Annotated in this window: 14 protein-coding genes, 1 tRNA gene and 1 pseudogene; 3 read left to right on the top strand and 13 right to left on the bottom strand. The window is 33.6% G+C overall.

The window, feature by feature from the left end:
• Positions 1-5: 5 nt before the first annotated feature.
• From AC0L3M_RS00270 to AC0L3M_RS00255, 4 genes and pseudogenes are all read right to left on the bottom strand, one after another.
• Complete coding sequence (locus AC0L3M_RS00270) at positions 6-518, bottom strand: hypothetical protein (RefSeq protein WP_292943604.1); 513 nt, start codon at positions 516-518, stop codon at positions 6-8.
• 133 nt (positions 519-651) lie between these two features.
• Positions 652-2,418: a beta strand repeat-containing protein gene (locus AC0L3M_RS00265; RefSeq protein WP_473431405.1), complete on the bottom strand. Its 1,767-nt coding sequence runs from the start codon at positions 2,416-2,418 to the stop codon at positions 652-654.
• Between the two features lie 438 nt (positions 2,419-2,856).
• Positions 2,857-3,792, bottom strand: a complete 936-nt coding sequence (locus AC0L3M_RS00260; RefSeq protein ID WP_473431404.1) for a hypothetical protein — start codon at positions 3,790-3,792, stop codon at positions 2,857-2,859.
• Positions 3,793-3,983: 191 nt separating this feature from the next.
• Positions 3,984-6,169, bottom strand: a pseudogene (locus AC0L3M_RS00255) (glutamine synthetase III family protein).
• A 187-nt stretch (positions 6,170-6,356) separates the two neighbouring features.
• On the opposite strand from AC0L3M_RS00255, the gene AC0L3M_RS00250 reads away from it, so the two are divergent.
• On the top strand, positions 6,357-7,376 hold the full coding sequence (locus AC0L3M_RS00250; protein ID WP_145000548.1) for a glutamine synthetase beta-grasp domain-containing protein: 1,020 nt from the start codon (positions 6,357-6,359) through the stop codon (positions 7,374-7,376).
• Positions 7,377-7,457: 81 nt separating this feature from the next.
• Here the strand turns inward: AC0L3M_RS00250 and AC0L3M_RS00245 are convergent, their stop codons facing one another.
• Entirely contained in the window at positions 7,458-8,399 is a 942-nt protein-coding gene (locus AC0L3M_RS00245) for a calcium/sodium antiporter (protein ID WP_292943587.1), read from the bottom strand.
• Between the two features lie 335 nt (positions 8,400-8,734).
• Complete coding sequence (locus AC0L3M_RS00240; protein WP_473431403.1) at positions 8,735-10,702, bottom strand: endonuclease; 1,968 nt, start codon at positions 10,700-10,702, stop codon at positions 8,735-8,737.
• Positions 10,703-11,250: 548 nt separating this feature from the next.
• Between AC0L3M_RS00240 and AC0L3M_RS00235 the strand changes: the two genes are divergently transcribed.
• Positions 11,251-11,403 carry an SsrA-binding protein gene (locus AC0L3M_RS00235; RefSeq protein WP_473431402.1) on the top strand — a complete coding sequence of 51 codons (153 nt, stop codon included), beginning with the start codon at positions 11,251-11,253 and terminating at the stop codon, positions 11,401-11,403.
• 65 nt (positions 11,404-11,468) lie between these two features.
• Positions 11,469-11,542, top strand: a tRNA-Arg gene (locus AC0L3M_RS00230).
• Positions 11,543-11,654: 112 nt separating this feature from the next.
• Here AC0L3M_RS00230 and AC0L3M_RS00225 read toward each other — a convergent pair.
• From AC0L3M_RS00225 to AC0L3M_RS00195, 7 genes are all read right to left on the bottom strand, one after another.
• Positions 11,655-11,930, bottom strand: coding sequence for a helix-turn-helix domain-containing protein (locus AC0L3M_RS00225; protein ID WP_191101293.1), 276 nt, complete (start codon positions 11,928-11,930; stop codon positions 11,655-11,657).
• 407 nt (positions 11,931-12,337) lie between these two features.
• Positions 12,338-12,778: a heavy-metal-associated domain-containing protein gene (locus AC0L3M_RS00220; protein ID WP_339876274.1), complete on the bottom strand. Its 441-nt coding sequence runs from the start codon at positions 12,776-12,778 to the stop codon at positions 12,338-12,340.
• Between the two features lie 21 nt (positions 12,779-12,799).
• A complete protein-coding gene (locus AC0L3M_RS00215) occupies positions 12,800-14,578 on the bottom strand; it encodes an efflux RND transporter periplasmic adaptor subunit (RefSeq protein ID WP_339876277.1) in 1,779 nt (592 codons plus the stop codon).
• Positions 14,568-15,050, bottom strand: a complete 483-nt coding sequence (locus tag AC0L3M_RS00210; RefSeq protein WP_138434445.1) for a DUF305 domain-containing protein — start codon at positions 15,048-15,050, stop codon at positions 14,568-14,570. The genes AC0L3M_RS00215 and AC0L3M_RS00210 overlap by 11 nt, the downstream gene beginning before the upstream one ends.
• 18 nt (positions 15,051-15,068) lie before the next feature.
• Positions 15,069-17,570, bottom strand: coding sequence for a heavy metal translocating P-type ATPase (locus tag AC0L3M_RS00205; protein ID WP_473431401.1), 2,502 nt, complete (start codon positions 17,568-17,570; stop codon positions 15,069-15,071).
• An 86-nt stretch (positions 17,571-17,656) separates the two neighbouring features.
• Positions 17,657-18,895, bottom strand: a complete 1,239-nt coding sequence (locus AC0L3M_RS00200; RefSeq protein WP_473431400.1) for a TolC family protein — start codon at positions 18,893-18,895, stop codon at positions 17,657-17,659.
• On the bottom strand, positions 18,892-22,614 hold the full coding sequence (locus tag AC0L3M_RS00195; protein WP_473431399.1) for an efflux RND transporter permease subunit: 3,723 nt from the start codon (positions 22,612-22,614) through the stop codon (positions 18,892-18,894). The genes AC0L3M_RS00200 and AC0L3M_RS00195 overlap by 4 nt, the downstream gene beginning before the upstream one ends.
• Positions 22,615-22,684: the final 70 nt, after the last annotated feature.

Genomic DNA, 22,684 nt, shown 5'->3' with positions numbered 1-22,684 from the left:
ATTTTTTAAAAATTTCTAATTATGATTGATTGGTCTTGTCCTTGCATAGAAATTTTAATTTTTTCTGATAAAGAATTTGATCCAAACATGGTCAAATTTTGGTTATTCCCAGTTTGATTAATCGTTGTGTTTTTTATATCTGTTTTAAAAGGACTATAATCAAAAACTGTATTATTATCTCCATTTTGTATTACCGTTTCAACAAGTTTAGTACTATTAATATCTAATACAGTAAGGTTATCGTTACCGTTTTGGATTATATTAATATTACTTTGTGTAGATCTTGTGACACTTACCGCTTCATTATTATCTCCAATCTGAGCAATAAAGATTGCATTATTTGTTGATGCTGAATTTAAGTTTGAAGCACTTTGATTAAGTAAAAAGTTTTCTTGTGACGCCTGTGTATCAAAACCCGACAACTGACTCTCTTCTTGAGCTTCAAAAGTTTGAGCAGTAAGAGTATTACTAGATATAAGAATTAAGGCAACTATTAAAATTTTAAATATTGTTTTCATAGTCTTATGTTTTAACTGTGTTACTACATGTAAGTTATAAAATAAATCTGTTATAAAAAGTATAAGAGCAAATTAATGCTCTTATACCTTATAATTATTTTAGTAAATAATCTATTTTATAAAAGACAACTAATTAGTCCATTTGAGTTACAGTAGACGAATTGTTGTTACCAATTTGATCAACATCACTTACGTGTGTATTACCAGTTTGAATAACTGTACTTGTATTAAAATCACCTAATTGGTTAACATCACTTATGTGTTGTGTTCCACCTTGTGCAACTCCACTTGTATTATTGTTACCATTTTGAGTAACAGTTGATAAGTGTAGCGTTCCTATTTGAGCAACACCACTAGTGTTAAAAGTACCATCCTGATCCACATTAGAAGTATTTGAATCACCTAATTGCATTACTAAAGAACCATTATTACTACCATCTTGTGCAACAACTGAAGCATTACTATCTCCCATTTGCATAACAGTACTGTTATTCAGCATTCCATTTTGGTCAACATCAGAATCATTTAAATCTCCAACTTGAGATACAAAAGAAGCGTTATTAGTCCCTATTTGGTCAACGTAAGACTCATTAGTATTTCCTGTTTGAATAGTTGTAGATCCGTTTGCATCACCCGATTGGAATGTATCCGACATGTTATCATTTCCTGTTTGAGAAACTCCAGATCCATTAAAATTACCTTGTTGATCAACTTCAGAGAAGTTATCATTTCCAATTTGATCTACACTAGAAGTATTGAAAGTTCCTTGTTGTGCTGTATCTGCAAAGTTATCATCTCCTTGAGAGAAAATTGTACTATCATTATCAGAACCACCTTGGTAAGTACGTGCAACGTTAGAGTTACCTTGTTGGTCAACTTCAGAATCATTATCATCTCCTATTTGATCTACAGAAGAATCATTTAAAGTTCCTTGTTGTGCTGTATCAGCGAAGTTACCATTTCCATCAGAGTCGATAGTACTTAAGTTATCTGTACCACCTTGGTAAGTACGTGCAATGTTAGAATCTCCTAATTGAAATACATCAGATGTATTAGTATCTCCTATTTGGTCTACTGAGCTATCGTTAGAATTACCCCATTGTTCAACTTCAGAGTCATTACCATCTCCATCTTGATCTACTGATGAGATATTTGAATCTCCCCATTGGTCAACATAAGACATGTTTCCAACTCCATCTTGTATAACCTCTGAATCATTATCATTACCATCTTGCCATACAAATGAATCATTTGCAGTTCCATCTTGATCTACTTCAGATGTATTATCATCACCATCTTGATCTACATCAGAAACATTTAAATCACCATTTTGATTAACATCAGAGTCGTTACCATCTCCAATTTGGTCAACTTGAGAACCATTAGCATCACCATTTTGGAAAGTATAAGATGTGTTGTCGTCTCCTTGTTGATTTACAGCACTGTTGTGATTTGTACCTAAATAACCTTGAAATAAATCAGCTTCATTATTGTCTCCATTTTGTGTAACAGCACTAGTACTTCCTGTACCGTATTGGTCTACGTAAGATGAGTTAGAAGTTCCATCTTGATCTACAGTCGACGTTTGGTCATCACCATCTTGCCATACAAATGAGTCATTTGAAGTTCCGTCTTGCTCTACAGTACTATCATTGTCATTAGCTGTTGCTTGCCAAGTAGCGTCTTGTAAAACTTGTGAAGTGTTTGAAGTTCCGTCTTGATCTACAGAAGATACGTTATTATCTCCAACTGAATCAACGTCAGAATCATTTGTCATTCCAGCTTGTGTAACCGTTGAACCATTGTTGTTTCCAATTTGGTCTACATCACTGTTGTTCGATTGTGCAAACATCATTGTTCCACACATTAGCGCAGCTGCGCTGAAAAATACTTTTTTCATGTTTAAATATATATTGATTAATAGCAATTCAAAGATAAAGAATTTATTCACTCCTAAAATTTGATAACCAAAAAAACATGCGTTTTTAACTATATATTCGTTAATAATTGAGATTTACACGTTAAAACGCATGTTTTAAAGAGAATTTTCCTACAATATTTTTAGATTCAAAATAACACCTAAACCCCTAATACACTTGAATATACGTACAACTACGTATAAAAAAAGAGCAAAAAACCGTAGTAAGACAGCACACCTTAACCTAAGTAGTCTTCCTAAGATAATTTTAAAGAAATTTAAAGATAATAAATAACTCAAATTACATGTTGAAGAATTTTATATAGACCTTACATTAATTACATCAATAAAAATTTATAGACATAAAAAAAAGAGGATTCTTTAAAGAACCCTCTTTTTTTAAAATAATACTTTTTAATATTAATCGTTTTGAGTAACAATAGATATATTAGAATCACCTATTTGATCTACATCACTAATATGTGTATTACCAACCTGATCAACTGTACTTGCATTAAAATTACCGGATTGATAAACATCACTTAAATGAGAAAGACCAATTTGGCTTACCATACTACTATTAGAGTTACCTAATTGCAACGTTGCAGAATCGTTTAGATCACCATCTTGTATAGTAGAGGCTATATTATTATTTCCTGTTTGACTTGTCGTTTCAACATTATCATCTCCATCTTGTGATACATAAGAATCGTTTAAATTACCTATTTGATCAACTAAAGAAGAATTATTAATCCCTACCTGAAAAACTCTAGATTCATTATTGTTACCAATTTGATCTACATCACTAAAGTTATCTCCTCCTGTTTGTTTTTGGTTAGAAAAGTTTCTGTTTCCTACTTGGGTCAAGTAAGCTGTATTTCCTGCCGACTGATTAGGTACTGCATTTTGATTTTGTCGTCCTACATTTCTGTTTCCATCTTGATCAATATCTCCAAAGTTATTGTCAAAACGTTGGATTTGAACTGATTTGTTTCGGTTACCAAATTGGTTTGTGTAAGCTATATTATCTTCTGCTGCACTTGTACCTTGATCAATACGAGCGTTGTTTCTGTTTCCTTCTTGATACACATCACCAAGGTTTCTATCTCCTGCTTGCTTAACTTTAGACTTGTTTAAATTTCCTAATTGAAATACATCAGAATCGTTTGCTTCACCACTGTTTGGGTTACCTGGAACAGATCCATATTGATCTACGTCAGAGTCATTATTTGCTCCTTGTTGGAATACGTCAGAATCGTTAGAAACACCAGTTTGATCGACATCACTAACGTTTGATTGTGCGAGCATGACTGACCCACACATTAGCGCAGATGCGCATAGAATGATTTTTTTCATTTTGAATATATATTGATTAATAGCATCTCAAAGATATATATTATATGTATCAAAAAATGATAATACCATATAAATCAGCATATTTAAAGCAACTTTTCGATAATCTCATAATTTTCTCGGACTAACAGAATTATGGAGCATAAAAAAAGCCTCAATAAATATTGAGACTTTTTTTATAAATATTTATACATTTATTTAGTAAACAACAACTCTCTATATTTTGTTAAAGGCCACAACTCGTCATCAACTAACAATTCAAGTTTATCACAATGGTATCTAATATCATCAAATAATGGTTTAACTTTATTACAGTAAGCTAATGCTTTAGTTTCTATGTTTTCATCTTTATTAGACTTCTTTCGAGCTTCTGTCATTTTTGTGACGTTAGAATTTATAGAAGCTATGTGTTCAGAAATTTCTTCAATTAAATTAAGTTGTTCTTTTGCTAACTTTTTAAAATCTGCACCATATATTTCTTTTAACCCTTTTACATTTTTAATTAGTATATTTTGATATCTAACAGCTGTAGGTACAACATGGTTACGAGCAATATCACCTATAACACGACTTTCAATTTGCACACGAAGCACATACTCTTCCATTTCAATTTCATAACGCGCTTCAGATTCAATCTTATTCATGACACCTAAACCTTCAAACAGCTCTAAAGTTTTTTTAGATACTTTAGCCTTTAATGCTTCTGGTGTCGTTTTATTGTTACTTAAGCCTCTTTTTTCTGCTTCCTTCTCCCAGGCTTCACCATACCCATTACCTTCAAATAATATGTTTTTAGATTTTTTGATGTACTCTCTTAATATATTAAAGATAGCATCATCTTTTTTCATATCCTTTTTCTCTATTAAGGTATCCACCTCTTTTTTAAAGTCGATTAATTGTTTTGCAACAATACTATTTAAAACCGTCATTGGGTTAGCACAATTAGCAGTAGATCCAACCGCTCTAAACTCGAATTTATTTCCTGTAAAGGCAAAAGGAGACGTCCTATTACGATCAGTATTATCTAGCAATACATCAGGTATTTTACCAACAACATTAAGTTTTAAATCTGTTTTTTCCTCTGGAGATAATTTGCCATCCGTTACGTTTTCTAACTCATTTAAAGTTTTAGTTAACTGATCTCCTATAAATACAGATATAATAGCAGGAGGTGCCTCATTAGCTCCTAAACGATGATCATTACTTGCAGATGCAATTGCAGCACGCAGCAGCTCTTCATTATCATATACCGCTTTAATAGTATTTATAAAAAAGGTTAAAAACTGAAGATTACTCATAGGTGTTTTTCCTGGTCCTAATAAATTAACTCCAGTATCTGTGCTTAAGCTCCAATTGTTATGTTTTCCTGACCCATTTACACCTGCAAACGGTTTTTCATGAAATAGAACTTTAAAATTATGTCTGTCTGAAATTTTATCCATCACATCCATTAATAATGAATTATGGTCTACAGCCAAATTAGCTTCGTCATAAATTGGTGCTAATTCAAATTGATTAGGTGCCACCTCATTATGTCTAGTTTTTACCGGAATTCCTAATAGCATGCACTCCGTTTCAAGATCTCTCATAAAAGCCATAGCACGATTTGGTATTGTCCCAAAATAGTGATCATCTAACTGTTGTCCTTTAGCTGGAGAGTGTCCTAATAAAGTACGACCTGTTTGCACTATATCTGGTCTAGACATTGCTAAATCACGATCTATTAAAAAATACTCTTGCTCCCAACCTAAAGAGGCATTTACTTTTTTAACATTTTTATCAAAGTACTTACACACAGCTACAGCTGCGCTATCTACAGCCTGTAATGCTCTAAGCAAAGGCGTTTTATAATCTAAGGCTTCTCCTGTGTAAGACACAAAAACGGTAGGAATACACAATGTTGTACCATATATAAAAGCAGGAGACGTTGGGTCCCAAGCTGTATAACCACGAGCTTCAAAGGTATTTCTTATTCCTCCATTAGGAAAACTTGATGCATCAGGCTCTTGTTGCACTAATTGTCCGCCTCCAAATTTCTCTATTGCTAATCCGCCTCCAATAGTTTCAAAAAAAGCATCATGCTTTTCTGCTGTTGCACCTGTTAAAGGTTGAAACCAGTGTGTGTAATGGGTTGCTCCTTTAGAGATAGCCCATTCTTTCATTCCTGTAGAAATATGATCTGCAACTATTCTATCAATTTTTTTCCCAATTTAATAGCATCACTAACACTTTCAAAAGCTTCTTTAGTTAAATATTGACGCATGGTAGACTCATTAAAAACATTGCTTCCAAAAATTTCTGAGCGTCGTTGTTTTTCTTCAATTACAACAGGACGTCGTTTTAATGATTCTTTTATAGCATGAAATCTTAATGTTGACATATTCTTTTTTTAATTAGTTGAATTACGAATTTACAAAAAATAACACTTGTAAAATGTCATACCCTAAAAAAAACAGGGTTATTAACATTCTTTTAATAAAATTATCAATTACACCCATATTTTTTTAGAGGTGAATTCAATTTTATTCTATATTTGCCTTAACATATAACTAAAATGAGTTTTTACCATGAAAAAATCTAAATTAGAATACATCTGGTTAGATGGATACTTTCCAACACAAAACATGAGAAGTAAAACTAAAGTTGAAAATGACTTTAGTGGAAAATTAGAAGACTGCCCAATTTGGTCTTTTGATGGTTCATCTACTAAACAGGCTTCAGGAGGCGCTTCTGATTGTCTTTTAAAACCTGTCGCAATTTACCCAGATCCTGCAAGAAGAGATGGTTATTTAGTAATGACAGAAGTTTTAAATGCAGATGGCACACCACATGTATCTAATGGTAGAGCTACTATTGAAGATGAAGATGAAGATTTCTGGTTTGGTTTTGAGCAAGAATATTTTATCATGGATAACAAAACACAATTACCTTTAGGTTTCCCTATTGGTGGTTATCCTGCACCACAAGGTATGTATTACTGCTCTGTTGGCGGAAGACATACACATGGTAGAGATTTAGTTGAAGAGCATGCAGACTTATGTATCGATGCTGGCCTAAACTTTGAAGGAATTAACCAAGAGGTTGCTTCTGGACAATGGGAATTTCAATTATTTGCTAAAGGTGCTAAAAAAGCAGGAGACGAAATCTGGATTGCAAGATATTTGCTTGACAGATTAACTGAACAATATGGTTATTATATTGAATACCATCCAAAACCATTAGGTAAAGATATGGATTGGAATGGTTCTGGTATGCACGCTAACTTCTCTAACACTGTTTTAAGAACATGTGGTAGCCAAGAAACTTACGAGAAAATTTGCGAAGCATTTAGACCAGTGGTTAAAGAGCACATTGCGGTTTACGGAGAGTTTAACGACCAACGTTTAACTGGAGATCACGAAACAGCATCAATCCATGACTTTAGTTATGGTGTGTCTGATAGAGGTGCATCTATACGTATACCAATTATCACTGTAGAGAAAGGATGGAAAGGTTGGTTAGAAGACCGTCGTCCAGCATCAAATGGTGATCCATACAAAATAGCAGGTCGTATTATTAAAACTGTAAAATCTGCTAATATTAGTTAATATTGATTACATAGTTAAATCCATTAAAAAACGCTTTCTATAACTAGAAAGCGTTTTTTTATATATAAACGATAAACTAAATTACCCTCTAAAAACTAATATTATAAAAACTGCATAAATCAATACTAAGCCAAAACCTTTAATTTTTCCAATTTCATGCTGCTTAGGCAACAAACCTAGCACCAACACTAAAGCTGCAAAAATTAACATCCAAAATATATCTCTAGACAATATTAAAGATTCTGTTACAGGAATTGTCTTTATCATAGATGTTAAACCCAGCACAGACCCAATATTAAAGATATTTGATCCAATCAGATTCCCTAATGATATTGCTTTTTCCTTTTTAGCTGCTGCAATAACCGATGCTGCTAACTCAGGCACACTTGTACCAATTGCAATCATAGTTACACCAATTACAGCTTCACTAACACCTAAACTTGTAGCTATTTGTGTAGCACCTTTAACTAACCATTCACTACCAAAATACAAAGCTGCTGCACCAATAAATAACCAGATACCAATTTTAAAGTTAGACACCACAGCTAAAGCATCATCCACTTCCTCTAAATCATCCGTAGATTTTTGTGTTTTAATCAAATAGACTATAAAAACAATTAATCCAATAAAAAGCACTAAACCTTCCATAGCAACTAATTGGTTATCATTCCATAAAAAATAATATAACGCCATAGAAAACAACATCATAACTGGCCAAGTCAATTTATAAAAAGACTTATCTATTGCGATTGCACCTACAATTGCTGTTATACCAAGCACTAAACCTATGTTTGCTATATTGGAACCCACCACATTATTAATTGCAATTGCAGGCGACCCACTTAAAGCTGCTTGCAAACTAACCAATAATTCTGGCGCAGATGTCGCAAAAGACACAACTGTCATACCAATTACAATTTTAGAAATATTTAGCTTAAAGGACAAGGCTACAGATGATCGCACCAAAAACTCTCCTCCCACTACTAATAATACAAAACCTAAAATAAGATATGCTACACTCATAATAATATAATTTTTGCGAAGATACATTTTGAAATCTTCAAAAAGAATTAGGACTTAATTTTTTCGCTGTAGCGGAAAACACTTTTGTAAAACTAATTCTCAACTATAAAAAGCAATAGTAAGGATAAAATTATCAAAATTAAAATCTCAACAAATGACAAAAAAGGAAATAAAACTAAAACGAGTTATCAGTATCATAAAGGAATAAGTCCAATAGAAACAACTTTAGATGGTACAGGAGAATTATAAATAAATTCAAAATAAGTTACCAAATAAATCTACTAATAAAAAAGCCCAAACAATATGTTTGGGCTTTTTATTATCTAGTATAAATACTATTCTACAATTATTTTTTTTGTAATACGTTTATCTTCAGTTTCAATTACAACCATATATAAACCGCTTGCTAGTTTTAAATCAATATAGCTATTATTAATAACCGTTTGTGATAAAACAGCTCTTCCTTCCGAAGAAAAAATTGACAAATCATACATTTGATTTTCTCCTGAAATAAATAATTTATCTGTTACGGGATTTGGATATAGTTTTAAGGTTTCTGTCGTAAAATCAGCAACACTTAATGACTGATTCCATGTGTTACCAACTTGATTTCCCCAAATATATTCAACCAAATCAGGTTGATCAATAAAAGGGTTTCTATTTACCTGCCATTCATAAACCACATTGTTTCTGTTCATTTCAAAATCATCTGGCGGATCGTTTCTATGCCAATCTAAAAGCGTCGCTAAATCACCCATTTGACCTGATACGCTAGGATAACCGTTTACAACACTTAATCCATTATAACGGATTTGCATATACAAAACACTTCTAGCAACATCACCTTTAAAGCTTCCTGCTGTACCTGTAGGTCCATTGTATTCTCCGTAGTGTTGATTTCCTCTAGAACTGTTTTCTGGTCCATCTGCAGCACGCAATGCGTGTCCATCACTATTACCATGACGTAAGGAATCTGCTGTGGTATTCCAAAACACATCTTTACCGTCTCTAAAATCATCTAAATCAATACTATTGTAACCTGCTAATGACCTTGGAAAAGTATGTTCTCTATTCCAAGTACCTGTATTATTAGATGTTGTCTGATAGTCTAACTTTGGACGACCAATCTCAGAGTACACTAGCCAAACCTGATTACTATTTGCAGGATTTTGATCTGCTGCTTCTAAAATATCTATTATATCAGAATAGGTTTGCGCTTTAACCACACCTTCTTCTGCAACGATGTCTTGCATAGCTTGCTGTAAAGCAACTCCAGATAAGCCATCTAAACTATCATAATAACCAGCAGGTTGCGTACTAGCCACAATACCATAAGTTGGGTTTAAAGGGGTTCCAAATGGAGCAACAACAAAATCATTATCCACAACTCTCACTTCTAAGTTATTGTTAAGCGCAATATAAACCGTAGGCAAACTAGAAATCACAATTTTTAAAACCTCATCACCTTCATCTAAAACATCGTCTATTAATGTGATAGTTGTAGAAATAGTATTTTGCCCTAATGGCACAACCACAGATGTACTTCCTGAAAAATCAGATGTATTAAAACCTCCATTATTTAAAGTAAAATCAATAGTTAAATCAGAATCCACATTTTGCTCTGTAGTAAAAGTAATATCAAAAGCAACTCCTTCGCCAACTTGCGTTTGCGTTACAGATGCTAACACACCGTTTAATATAATACCGCTTCCATCATTTAATGCTCTTGGTGTTGGTACTGTAGACACATAAGTTATACTATCTGGATTGCCCAAACCGTCATCAAAACGCTGAATTGAATTTGTATTATTTCCAGAACCCTCATTAATCTGCTCTGTCACACCAAGCAATGCCATTAAACCTGTATCATCAGAATCCGTAGTATCATAAACTAATGCATCTACTAAATTAGTCTGTGTTGCTAAAGTCCCTTCCGGAAAATCAGTGTCATCACCTAAATATATAGCAGCTGCATCTGCTCCGTTTTGAATAAGGTTAGCAGGTATAATTAATTGAGGAAAAGGAGAAACACCTGTACTACCAATTAACAACAAACCATTAACATCTGTCGTATAACCATCTAAATCCAAAGCAAAATAACTAGAATCAGCACCAGATGAAGAACCATTAAACAGCACAACGACATATCCATCTAAAGAAAAGTTAGGAGTACTTGATAGCAGCTCTATAAATTCTTGATCATCAATCCCTGGTGTATCAGAGTCTAGCTCGTTAATAACAACAGATTGAGAATACCCTATTGCCGAAATAAGTATAATAAAAAGTAAAGTAATTTTTTTCATCCAATTATTTTTTTGCAAAGATAGCAGATATTATTAGCTGACCTTTTAAACAATAGTTAATTAACCTTTTAATAATCAAAAATAATCAAAACCTCTTTTTTGATTTAAAAACATAACAAAATCCCCTAGAAAAAAAATATACTATTGAAAAAAGCCCTACACAGCTATCAAATAGAAACTATAAAACAACTTTATAACTACAAATTAAAACTTTAATTAAGACAGTTAATAAAATATTGAAATAGATTAGATCTTTTTACTTTAATAAGTAAAGTCAAATGTATAGATATATCCTTTTTTGCTTGGAGAATAATATCTAAAAAATATATCTTCAAAAAACAATCCTGAAAAGTATTGCTATTATTAACCCTTAAACTTAAAATTATGCTAACAATCGCCCAATTAGTAATCGATATTATAACATCGATTATACTTTAAACCAAAAAAATGTAAAACTTAGTCTAGAATAGGTTTTACTATTTTTAAATATTTAAGGACTATTTGGCTATCAATTACTAAAGCAATAATTTTGAATTTAAATTTCAATTATGAAAAAAGCAGGATTCAAGCTTTTGGCAAAGTTCAATAAGCTGGTACTACCAAGTTACACGAAACAAAAATTAGACCTCAGCAAAGCCACTAAAATACAGTTGGCAATTTTTGGATGGAAGGTATTTGTTACAAAAAACGCATTAAATTAAATTAATTCATCAAAAAGTTTTGATGTTATTATAAAAAAGTAATATATTTGCACCCACAAAAAAAAGGCCTCGTGGCGCAACTGAATAGCGCACTTGATTACGGCTCAAGAGGTTACAGGTTTGAATCCTGTCGAGGTCACTAATAAAACCAATACTTTACAAAGCTTTTGTAAATGTTGGTTTTTTTATTTGCAGAAAATTTGCAGAAAAATAACTGTATAATTTCGCTATTACTGCCTGTATAATTATTGTTATTTTCTGAGTATAGCTAATATTTCCTGTTTATTGTAATAGCGTTTATTACCAATAGCGTAACTCTTTATAATACCTTTGTTTGTCCAATTCCAAAGTGAAACTAAACTAATTTTTAAAAAATCTGCCGTTTCTTGTCTTGTTAAATACGCTTCATTTCCATTAGTATGCAAATCATTTAAATAATGTTTTATTTTTATTAAAAGCTTATCTGCTACTCTATCTGCTAATTCATCTACTGTAATTTCTTGTACTTCTATTGTTTTTGTTATCATACCTTATTATTTTTTATAAAATGAAAGTTAACGAAATGAAGCAAACAAAAACTTGAGGTAAGATAGACGTCTAAAAAAATGAGAGAAGTGAAGCTATTGCTTCTATTATACAACTTAGCTTTGGGTCAGTTTTGTTGCGGAATAGAGGTTTTAAGCATTAGCAATAGCCCTTTGCTTTTTTATTGTACTAATTTATTTATATAGATACTTTTAAATAAAACAAGCAATGTGCTATTATAGCGTTGGATACAAGTATTATAACATAAAACCAACTATGTATTGCTCGCGTAATAACACAAAGGATTTTGAGCTTTCAACAGACTCAAATCGAAGCAAGCAAAAAAACTAGGTTCTGACTTGTATGGAATAAAAAAGAGCCTTCCGAAAAAGACTCTTTCATTATTGATCTAATGGTCGTGGTTTGAATGGTCATCACTTTTTTCCTCACCAGATTTATTCATTATCATATCGTGTTTATATTGACAGCAAGATGGAAGACTGTTAAATGCCTCTTCATCACCAGCTACTTTTTCGGTATCATAACCTGAAGCTGCGATTGCTTTATGGATTGCCATTGCATCCGTTTTTGAATCATCAAATGACACATCAATCTTCTTTTTATCAACGTCCCAATTGGCACTTGCCACACCTTCAACACCGTTAGCTGCTTTTTCGATAGTGTTTTTACACATTCCGCAATTTCCTCTTACACCAAAAGACAGGTCTGTCATTGCCATATCTTTAGACATTTCAGTAGTTGTGGTTTCTGTTTCTTTTTTGGTTTCGTTTTTACAACTTGTTAAACCTAATGCTGCTATTACAGCTACACTTAAAATTACTTTTTTCATTGTTTAAAAATTTAATTGTTATTATTCTATTACTTGTTTTACTTCTCCACAGGTTAGCATTGCTTCACCAAAATATGGGTTGATTACTTTTTCTTCTTTGCTCAACCAATATGCACCATTATTGTTATCTGCCATTGGACAAAATTCCACATAAACCTTTTCATTGACACCAAATAGTTGTACAGCATTGATTAGATGTGATGATAAATGTTTAAAAAGGTCTCTTTGTGATTCTATATCGGACGTTTCAGAAATTGAAGTTGCAGAAGATTTTATTTCGCCTTCTAATGACATCCAATGGTTATGCGCCTTATTATCTGACAACAATTTCATATCTACTTTGTTCAATTCATTTAATAAAGTTTTTGTGCTTGTTGAAGTACTTTTTGAATCTTCTTTTACTAAAGCATCTTTTAAATTGATATACGCATTGAAAACAGCTTTTAACTGCTCTTGAAATTTCGCTGATACTTCCAAACGCTCATTCATATTAGTGTGGTCACTTTCTTTGTTAGATGCATTGTTATCCATACCTAAATGACCTTCGTGTCCAGTCATTACTTTACCACCATCTTTATTCATCATAGACTTTTTCCCTTGTAATTGTGCTGCTGCATCAACCGTAAATGTACCGTTAGTCACTATTTCATTTCCAACAAATAATCCTTCTACAACTTCATATTCATTACCAATTTGATTGCCTAATTTAATTTCACGCATTTCAAAAATAGGTTGGTCTGGATTTGTTTTAAGGTACACCACAGAACGTTCACCTGTCCATAACACAGAAGATGAAGGAATTGTTAATAGGTCATCATTATTAGCTGTACTGCCTTCAATATTTGCGGTTACAAACATTCCTGGTTTAAATACATCGTCCTTATTGCTTAAAACAACACGTAAGTTTACAGTTCTTGTTTTCGTGTTTAAAACTGGGTCAATGAAATCTACTTTACCTTTAAACTCTTTATTAGGATAAGCATTGGTTGTTATCATCACTTCCTGTCCTTTTTTAAAGCGGTCAATCTGATTTTCATACACATCAAAATTTCCCCAAACCGTGTTTAGATTAGCAATTTTAAGTAAGGGTTGTCCTTGTTTAATGTAATCGCCTTGCTCTACCAATTTTTCTGTAACAGTACCCGAAACGGTCGCATAAACAGGAAAGTTTTCTTTTACTTTCCCTGTTTCTTCAATCTGATTGATTTGATTTTCAGAGAGCTTCCATAATTTCAATTTATTACGGACTGCTTTGTATAAAGCAGGTTGTGATTCTTTTAAAGATGCTGCTGTAATTAATTCTTGTTGTGCTGCATAGAGTTCTGGTGAATAAATGGTTGCCAATAATTGACCTTTACGAACTTCTTCGCCTGTAAAACTCACATTCAAGCGTTCAATTCTACCTGAAAAGTAACTGACTTGTACTGCATTAGCTTCTTCGTTTTCAGCAATTTTACCAGATAATTTGATAGTATTGCCTTCAACATTGCCTTTACCAACAATAGATGTTTGAATATTAGCTAAAGCCATTGCGTTTTCAGTCAATTTGAATTGGTCTGCTAATAAACCATCACTTCCACCATCAGCAGGAATTAAATCCATACCACAAATAGGACAATCGCCTGATTCTGGTTGCATAATTTGTGGATGCATAGAACACGTCCACATTTGATTGGTTTCTGAAATGGTATCGTGATTATGTACTGTATCTTTTTTTGATGAACCACCAAAAAGCAACCAACCCAATAACACACCTACTACGAGTATGCCAATATATATGACTATTTTATTATTTTTCATTCTCTAATCGTTTTATCATTGCTTTCATTTCTCCTATTTCTTTACGTTGTGCTTTTATAATGTCTTCTGCTAATTTCTTAACTTCTGGGTCTTGAATATCTGCTCTTTCACTTGTTAAAATAGCGATAGAATGATGTGGTATCATTGCTTTCATCCAAAGGACATCACCAATAATTGGTGCTTGTGTTCTTACCAACCCTAATGCACCTACAAACAGAATAAAACTACCTGCGAGTATGGCGATATTCTTCTTTTTATCATTATACATTTTTCGCATAAAAAACCACATTATTACTGCCATTGTTGAAATTCCTAAACACGTCATATAGAATCGTGTTAAACTAAACCATACGTGGTCTATGGAATAGGTGTTTAAATACATTGTGATGTACATTGCTACAAATGAGCAAGCCAACATTATAAAGAAGGTTTTGTAATTTCCTTTGTTTGAGTGTTCTTTTGGATTTTTCATAATTATTTGATTTTATAGTTATACTTTAATTGTTCTTAATCGTAGTGCGTTACCTATTACCGAAACCGAACTAAAACTCATTGCTAAAGCTGCTATCATTGGCGAGAGTAGTATTCCGAAGAATGGAAACAACACACCTGCTGCAATAGGTACACCTAAAGTGTTGTAGATAAGTGCAAAAAATAGGTTTTGCTTAATGTTCTTCATTACAGCATTACTCAATTTTTTTGCTTTTACAATACCGTGTAAATCGCCTTTTACTAAAGTTATCATAGCACTTTCTATCGCTACATCTGTTCCTGTTCCCATTGCAATACCTACATCACTTTTTGCCAATGCTGGTGCATCATTAATTCCATCACCTGCCATAGCAACTACTTTTCCATTTTTTTGTAGTTTCTCTACTTCTTTGAGTTTGTCTTCTGGTAGCATACTGGCTTTAAAATCTGCAAGATTTAGTTCTGATGCTACTGCTTGTGCTGTATCGTGATTATCACCTGTTAGCATTATTACATCTATCCCTTTATCTTGAAGTGCTTTAATCGCTTTAGCACTTGTTTCTTTTATCTTATCGCCTATAACTACATATCCAACTACGGTTTTATCTATTGACAAATAAGAAACTGTTTTACCCTGTTTTTGGTAAGATTTAGCTTCGTCTTTCATTTTAGAGATAATATCTGCTTTGGCATATTCCATCATTTTAGGATTACCTAATGCTACTTTTTTATCTTTTATGGTCGCTTCAACACCTTTTCCTGTGACTGCACTAAAATCTTTGGACTTTAAAATTTCTGCGTTGTGTTCTTTGCCATATTTAACTGTCGCTTCTGCTAAAGGATGTTCGCTATTGGTATTTAATGACACGATGTATTGTAGCACTTCTTTTTCGCTTAAAGCATCATTAAAAGCACCAACGGTTTCAACTGTTGGCTTTCCTTCGGTAATTGTTCCTGTCTTGTCAACGATAAGCGTATTTACCTTATCCATTTTTTCAAGAGCTTCAGCATTTTTAATCAATACACCATTTTGAGCACCTTTACCCACACCAACCATTACAGACATTGGTGTTGCTAAACCTAAAGCACAAGGACACGCAATGATTAGTACTGCAATCGCATTTACAAACGCATACACATAAACTGGTTCTGGTCCCCAAATTGACCATATAATAAAAGTGATAATAGAAATAAGAACTACAACTGGCACAAAATAACCTGAAACTTTATCTGCTAAATTTTGAATAGGTGCGCGACTTCTACTGGCATCATTAACCATATGAATGATTTGCGATAATAGCGTGTCACTTCCTACCTTTTCGGCTTTCATTAAAAAGGATTGATTACCATTAATTGTTCCGCTACTTACTTTATCTTCTTGAGATTTGTTTACAGGAATAGGTTCTCCTGTAATCATAGATTCGTCAATAGTTGTTTCGCCTTCAGTTATCACACCATCCACAGGAATTTTATCTCCTGGTTTCACTTTTAGAATATCATTTAATTCTATCTCGTCAATACTGACTTCAATTTCTTCACCATCTACTATTTTTATGGCTTTATTAGGTGCTAATTTTAGTAACTCTTTTACTGCCGAATTGGTTTTACTATGCGCTCGAGCTTCTAACAATTGACCTAAAAGCACTAACGTTAGAATAACTGTTGCTGCTTCAAAATAGACGTGAACTGCGCCTAATTCAGTTTTAAATTGTTCAGGAAATACATCTGGAAACAACATCCCAAATACACTAAATAACCAAGCCACACCTGCACCGATTCCAATGAGTGTAAACATATTGAGATTCCACGTTTTTATGCTTCTATAAGCACGCTCAAAGAACATCCACGTAGCGTAAAAGACAACTGGAATGGATAATGCAAATTGAATCCAGTTCCAATTTTTCTGTTCCATTATATCATACAATGGATTGTTATTAAGCATTTCGCTCATAGCAATTAAGAAAATGGGTAATGTGAATACAGATGCTATCCAAAATTTCTTTAATAGCTTCTTATACGTTTTTTCTTCTGCTGAACTATCTGCTTCCATTGGTACCAAATCCATCCCACAAATAGGACACGAACCTGCTTCGTCTTTGACAATTTCTGGATGCATAGGACACGTCCATTGTTCTGCTGAAGCTGTAGATAGATTTTGTTCTTCCACCAAATCCATTCCGCAAACAGGACAATCGCCTGGTTCATCATACGTTTTATCGCCTTCGCAATGCATAGGACAATAAAATGTGCCTGTGCCTTTTCCTTTGGGTTGCTCTTTCTTTTTATCTTTTGAATGTTGATGCTGTTCACCTTGTTTATGAATACTGTATCTATCACCATCCTTTTTTAAGGCTTCTTGAAAGGTTTCTATAGGAATATGCGATTCCATTTCGATGGTAGCTTCTGCCTTATCTAAATCGACTGTTGCTTTTAAAACACCTTCTATTTTAGAGAGCGTTTCTTCAACGTGACTGCGACAACCGTTACAAGTCATTCCGTGTATTTGATATGTGTGTTTCATCTGTTGTTATTTATTTTTTAATGGTCAGATGTAATTCGCTTTTTAAAATCTTGAATAGTTTTATAATAATACATCCGCTCATTTCATTATTGCTGTGTTAAATAATTAATGATTGTACTTTGTACATAGTAGGTCTTCACAGATTCTATTTGGTTCATTTGAAACTTTAGTTGCAACTCTTGAATATCCAGAACATCATTAAAATCAATCGTTCCTGTTTCGTAGCTTTTGATTAAAATTTCTTCTGCATCTTTAGCTTGCTGTAGGTTTTTGGTTTGGGTAGCATAACTTATTCTTGCAGAAATGCGTTCGTTATTCGCTTTGTCTAAAAGCGTTTCCAATGAATTTAAACGTTCCTGTTTTTGAGCAGTAATTTCCTGCTGTTGCAACTCATTTTGTTTGGTCTGGGATTTATATTTCTTATTGAAAATTGGGATAGATACCGAAACCATTGGCATTACAATATCCTTTCCGTTATCACTAAAATCCATATTTGGTCTTTCGGAAACATTGATATAATCTAATCCAAAACCAATCATTGGACTGCTTTCTTTTTGATTTAATAATTCTGATTGCTCTATGGATTGATAGAGTTTATCATATTTCAGTAATTCAGGATGTAATGCTAAATTTTCAGAAGTAATATCAAAGTCTTCAGAAGGTATCATTAAACTATCTACCACATTCACGGTAACATCATTATCTCTATTCAATAGATTATTGAAGTTAGTTTGTTCTGCTAAAAATTGTTGTTGCAATACATCTTTTAATTGTTGCATTTCGTTTTGACGCATTTGCAATCGCAACACATCTACTGCGGATGCTATACCAACCTCAACAGAAGTTAATGCCAACGTCTCATAAGTTTCTAATAGTTTAATATTTTCAGTTAAGACCTCTTGCTTTGCTTTGTTGGCGTATAGATTATAATAGGATTGTGATACCGAAGCCATTAGTTTTCGCTTTGCGATAACAATGTCCTCGTATTTAGCATCTGCCAATGAACTCACATAGTTTTCTCTCGATGTAATGGTTCCGAACCACGGTAACATTTGTTTAGCAGATACTTTAAAGCGTTGTGCACCTGTTCTGGTTTCCGGTTCACTTACAAAGTAACCGACACCAAATTCAGTATTAGGAATGGTATTGACTTCGTTTACTTTTTCGGAAGCTCTTTTGTATTGTAACTCGAATTTTTGAATTTCTGGATTGTTTGTTAAGGCTTCATCTATGAGTACTTCTAATTGTTGTGCATTTCCTTTGAGAACAAAGAATAACGAACAAAGAATAAAGACTGTTTTTATGTGTGATTTTATGTGTTTCATTTTACAGTTCTTTTAAGTTGAAATTCGGCTTTCCAGCTATATAATACTGGAACTACAAATAAGGTTATTAAAGCTATAAGCATTCCACCAAAACTTGGTATTGCCATAGGTATCATTATATCGCTTCCTCGACCTGTAGAGGTTAATACTGGTAATAATGCTAAAATGGTTGTAGCTGTAGTCATTAAACACGGTCTGATTCGTTTTTCACCTGCTTCAACAACTGATGCTCTAATTTCCTTTTTATTATCTGGTGTGTTTCTATCGAATGTTTGGGTTAAATAAGTTGCCATTACTACACCATCATCGGTTGCTATACCGAAGAGTGCAATAAACCCAACCCAAACTGCAACACTTAAATTGATTGGGTGCATTTGGAATAAATCGCGTAGGTTTTCACCAAAGAAATTGAAGTTTAAAAACCAACCTTGACCATAGAGCCAAATCATTATAAAACCACCTGCAAACGCTACTGCGATACCTGTGAATACCATTAGTGATGTCCCTACAGAACGGAATTGGAAATACAGAATTAAAAAAATGATGGCTAATGCTAACGGTACAACAACCGACAAGGTTTTTTCTGCTCGTAACTGATTTTCATACGTTCCTGTGAATGCATAGTTGATTCCTTTTGGAACTATCAATTCACCAGAATCAATCTTTTCTTGGATTAGTGCTTGTGCATTTTCTACGACATTGACTTCTGCAAAACCATCCATTTTATCAAACAAGACATAGCCTACTAAAAAAGTATCTTCACTTTTAATGACTTGTGGACCTTGTTCGTATCTTATAGTTGCCAATTCGCTTAATGGCACAGGACTTCCTTTTTCTACTGGCACATAAATCTGTTTTAAGTCGGTTGGGTTTGCTCGTAATTCTCTTGGGTATCGTACTCGAACACCATATCGCTCTCGACCTTCTACCGTTTGGGTTAAGACCATACCACCAACTGCTACTTTTAATACATCTTGAACATCTTGTATAGAAATGCCATAACGTGCAATTTTCTCTCTATCAATATCAATTAACAAATAGGGTTTACCAACAATACGGTCTGCAAAAACAGCTTCTTTTTTAACACCTTCAGCTTCCTTGATAATGTTTTCTAATTGCACTCCAAACGCTTCTATTTGCTTTAAGTCTTGACCTTTAACTTTAATTCCCATTGGTGCTCGCATTCCTGTTTGAAGCATTACTAATCGGGTTTCAATAGGTTGTAGTTTTGGTGCAGATGTAACACCTGGTAACTTTGTAACTCTTACGATTTCATTCCAAATATCGTCTGGTGACTGTATTTCTGGTCGCCAATTACGATAGTACTCGCCATCATCATCTTCAATTAATTGAGACCTTTTTATAGTGCTAAAAATGACGTTTTCGGAATTATTAGGATTAGAAACCAAACGACCACCCTTCAATTCAAAGAAACCATCATCATTTATTTTGTAGCGTTGGCGTACTCCGTTTTCATTCAGCATATATTCTGGTTTATACTGAATCATATTCTCGTACATTGATAGTGGTGCTGGGTCTAAAGCTGATTCTGTTCTTCCTGCCTTACCAACTACGGTTTCAATCTCTGGAATACTGGCGACAGCCATATCCAATTGCTGTAAAACACGTTTGTTTTCTTCTACGCCAGAATGAGGCATCGAGGTTGGCATTAGTAAAAATGAGCCTTCATTTAATGAGGGCATAAACTCTTTACCTGTGTTTTTCATAATGAAAAAACCAGCAATTACAATTGCAGTCGGAATTGAAAGAAATAGTAACTTATTATCTAAACACCATCTTAAAATGCGTGTGTAATATTTGATGAATAATGAGAAAACACCTAATAAACCAAAGCAAATAACACTCACAAAAATGAGATTCCAAAAAATGCTTTTATCAACGCCTAACGGTCTCCAATATTCGGCTAACAAGAACACAATAGCTGATACTGAAATGATAATATTAATAAGGTTAGCTTGCTTGTCTGTTATCTTACTTTGAAGATTGAGACCTGCGGTAATTCCAAAAGCTATTAATATCAACCCTAACCAATACCCATAGATAATTGCAGCGATACCTAACGCTATCAAAACACCATTTAAAACATATTTAAAAGTGTTTTTAATGTTTTTCTTTCTAAATAAAAATGCGGCAAACGGTGGAATTAAAAATAACGCTACTATTATAGAAGCTGTTAGTGCAAAAGTCTTTGTGAAGGCTAATGGTCTGAATAATTTACCTTCAGCACCTATCATTGTAAAAACAGGAATGAAACTAATAATCGTAGTCATTACTGCCGTTACGATTGCGCCAGACACTTCAGCTGTTGCGTTATAGACTACTGTGTTAATTGGGATGAGATTCCCACTTTCGTGGGAACGATTCTCGTCTAAATGCCGAATAATATTTTCTGATAGTATGACACCAACATCGACCATTGTACCAATAGCAATTGCAATACCTGATAAAGCGACAATGTTGGCATCTACACCAAAGAGTTTCATTGCAATAAATACCATTAAAACTGCAACAGGTAATAGTCCAGAAATTAGTACGGAAGCTCGAAGATTAAACACCATAATGATTATAACCAAAATGGTAATCAATATTTCAAGAGTTAAGGCTTCGTTAAGTGTGCCTAATGTTTCTTGTATCAGTTCTGCTCTGTCATAAAAAGGCACTATGGTTACTTGTGAGGTTCTACCATCCGCTAATACTTTCGAAGGTAATCCTGCGCTTAACTCGTTAATTTTTTCCTTTACGTTATTGATGACTTCCATTGGGTTTGCTCCATAACGAGCCACAACAACAGCACCAACAACCTCTGCACCTTCTTTATCTAATAAACCACGTCTTGTTGCAGGACCTAATGAAACTTTACCAATATCCTTTATCCTAATTGAAATATAATCTTCGGAAGTGACTACTGCATTTTCGATGTCTGAAATGGATTTCACATAACCCAAACCACGAACTAAATATTCGGCTTGGTTAATTTCCAAAGTCTGTGCACCAATGTCTTTATTGCTTTCCTTAACCGCTTTTACAACTTGGTTTAAACCAATATCATACTGACGCATTAATTCTGGATTTACATCCACTTGGTATTCTTGAACATAGCCACCAATAGAAGCAACCTCTGAAACACCAATTGCAGAGGACAGCGCATACTTTACATAGTAATCCTGAATACTGCGTAACTCTTGCAAATCCCAACCACCAGTTACATTTCCGTTGTCGTCACGACCTTCAAGCGTGTACCAAAATATTTGTCCTAATCCTGTGGCATCTGGACCCAATGCAGGATTAACACCTTCGGGTAATAAACCACTTGGTAAGGAATTAAGTTTTTCGAGAATACGACTTCTACTCCAGTAAAATTCGATGTCTTCTTCAAAAATGATATAGATACTTGAAAAGCCGAACATAGAAGAACTACGAATGGTTTTTACTCCAGGAATCCCTAACAAGGATGTGGTTAATGGATATGTAATTTGGTCTTCTATATCTTGTGGCGAACGACCATCCCACTTTGTAAATACAATTTGTTGATTTTCTCCAATATCCGGAATGGCATCAACAGCCACAGGATTACTTGGTAAAAATCCTGTATCCCAATTAAAAGGTGCATTTACTGTTCCCCATCCTACGAAAAGGACGAGAAGTAGTACTGCAACGAGTTTATTCTCGATGAGAAATTTGATTGCTTTATTAAGCATAAATTTTGATTATTAAACAGTTAGACATTGGTAGAATACCTGATAAACTTCAAAATAATCGATTGAATTA

This window comes from Olleya sp. KJ81-1 (genome assembly GCF_055808135.1).
Note: the sequence above shows the minus strand (reverse complement) of the source record. Positions and strands in the feature narration are given on the sequence as shown.

Bases quoted from the DNA above. Each gene is read 5' to 3' on its own strand.
- AC0L3M_RS00270 (WP_292943604.1), bottom strand. From the start codon at position 518: ATGAAAACAATATTTAAAATTTTAATAGTTGCCTTAATTCTTATATCT.
- AC0L3M_RS00265 (WP_473431405.1), bottom strand. From the start codon at position 2,418: ATGAAAAAAGTATTTTTCAGCGCAGCTGCGCTAATGTGTGGAACAATG.
- AC0L3M_RS00260 (WP_473431404.1), bottom strand. From the start codon at position 3,792: ATGAAAAAAATCATTCTATGCGCATCTGCGCTAATGTGTGGGTCAGTC.
- AC0L3M_RS00250 (WP_145000548.1), top strand. From the start codon at position 6,357: ATGAAAAAATCTAAATTAGAATACATCTGGTTAGATGGATACTTTCCA.
- AC0L3M_RS00245 (WP_292943587.1), bottom strand. From the start codon at position 8,399: ATGAGTGTAGCATATCTTATTTTAGGTTTTGTATTATTAGTAGTGGGA.
- AC0L3M_RS00240 (WP_473431403.1), bottom strand. From the start codon at position 10,702: ATGAAAAAAATTACTTTACTTTTTATTATACTTATTTCGGCAATAGGG.
- AC0L3M_RS00235 (WP_473431402.1), top strand. From the start codon at position 11,251: ATGAAAAAAGCAGGATTCAAGCTTTTGGCAAAGTTCAATAAGCTGGTA.
- AC0L3M_RS00225 (WP_191101293.1), bottom strand. From the start codon at position 11,930: ATGATAACAAAAACAATAGAAGTACAAGAAATTACAGTAGATGAATTA.
- AC0L3M_RS00220 (WP_339876274.1), bottom strand. From the start codon at position 12,778: ATGAAAAAAGTAATTTTAAGTGTAGCTGTAATAGCAGCATTAGGTTTA.
- AC0L3M_RS00215 (WP_339876277.1), bottom strand. From the start codon at position 14,578: ATGAAAAATAATAAAATAGTCATATATATTGGCATACTCGTAGTAGGT.
- AC0L3M_RS00210 (WP_138434445.1), bottom strand. From the start codon at position 15,050: ATGAAAAATCCAAAAGAACACTCAAACAAAGGAAATTACAAAACCTTC.
- AC0L3M_RS00205 (WP_473431401.1), bottom strand. From the start codon at position 17,570: ATGAAACACACATATCAAATACACGGAATGACTTGTAACGGTTGTCGC.
- AC0L3M_RS00200 (WP_473431400.1), bottom strand. From the start codon at position 18,895: ATGAAACACATAAAATCACACATAAAAACAGTCTTTATTCTTTGTTCG.
- AC0L3M_RS00195 (WP_473431399.1), bottom strand. From the start codon at position 22,614: ATGCTTAATAAAGCAATCAAATTTCTCATCGAGAATAAACTCGTTGCA.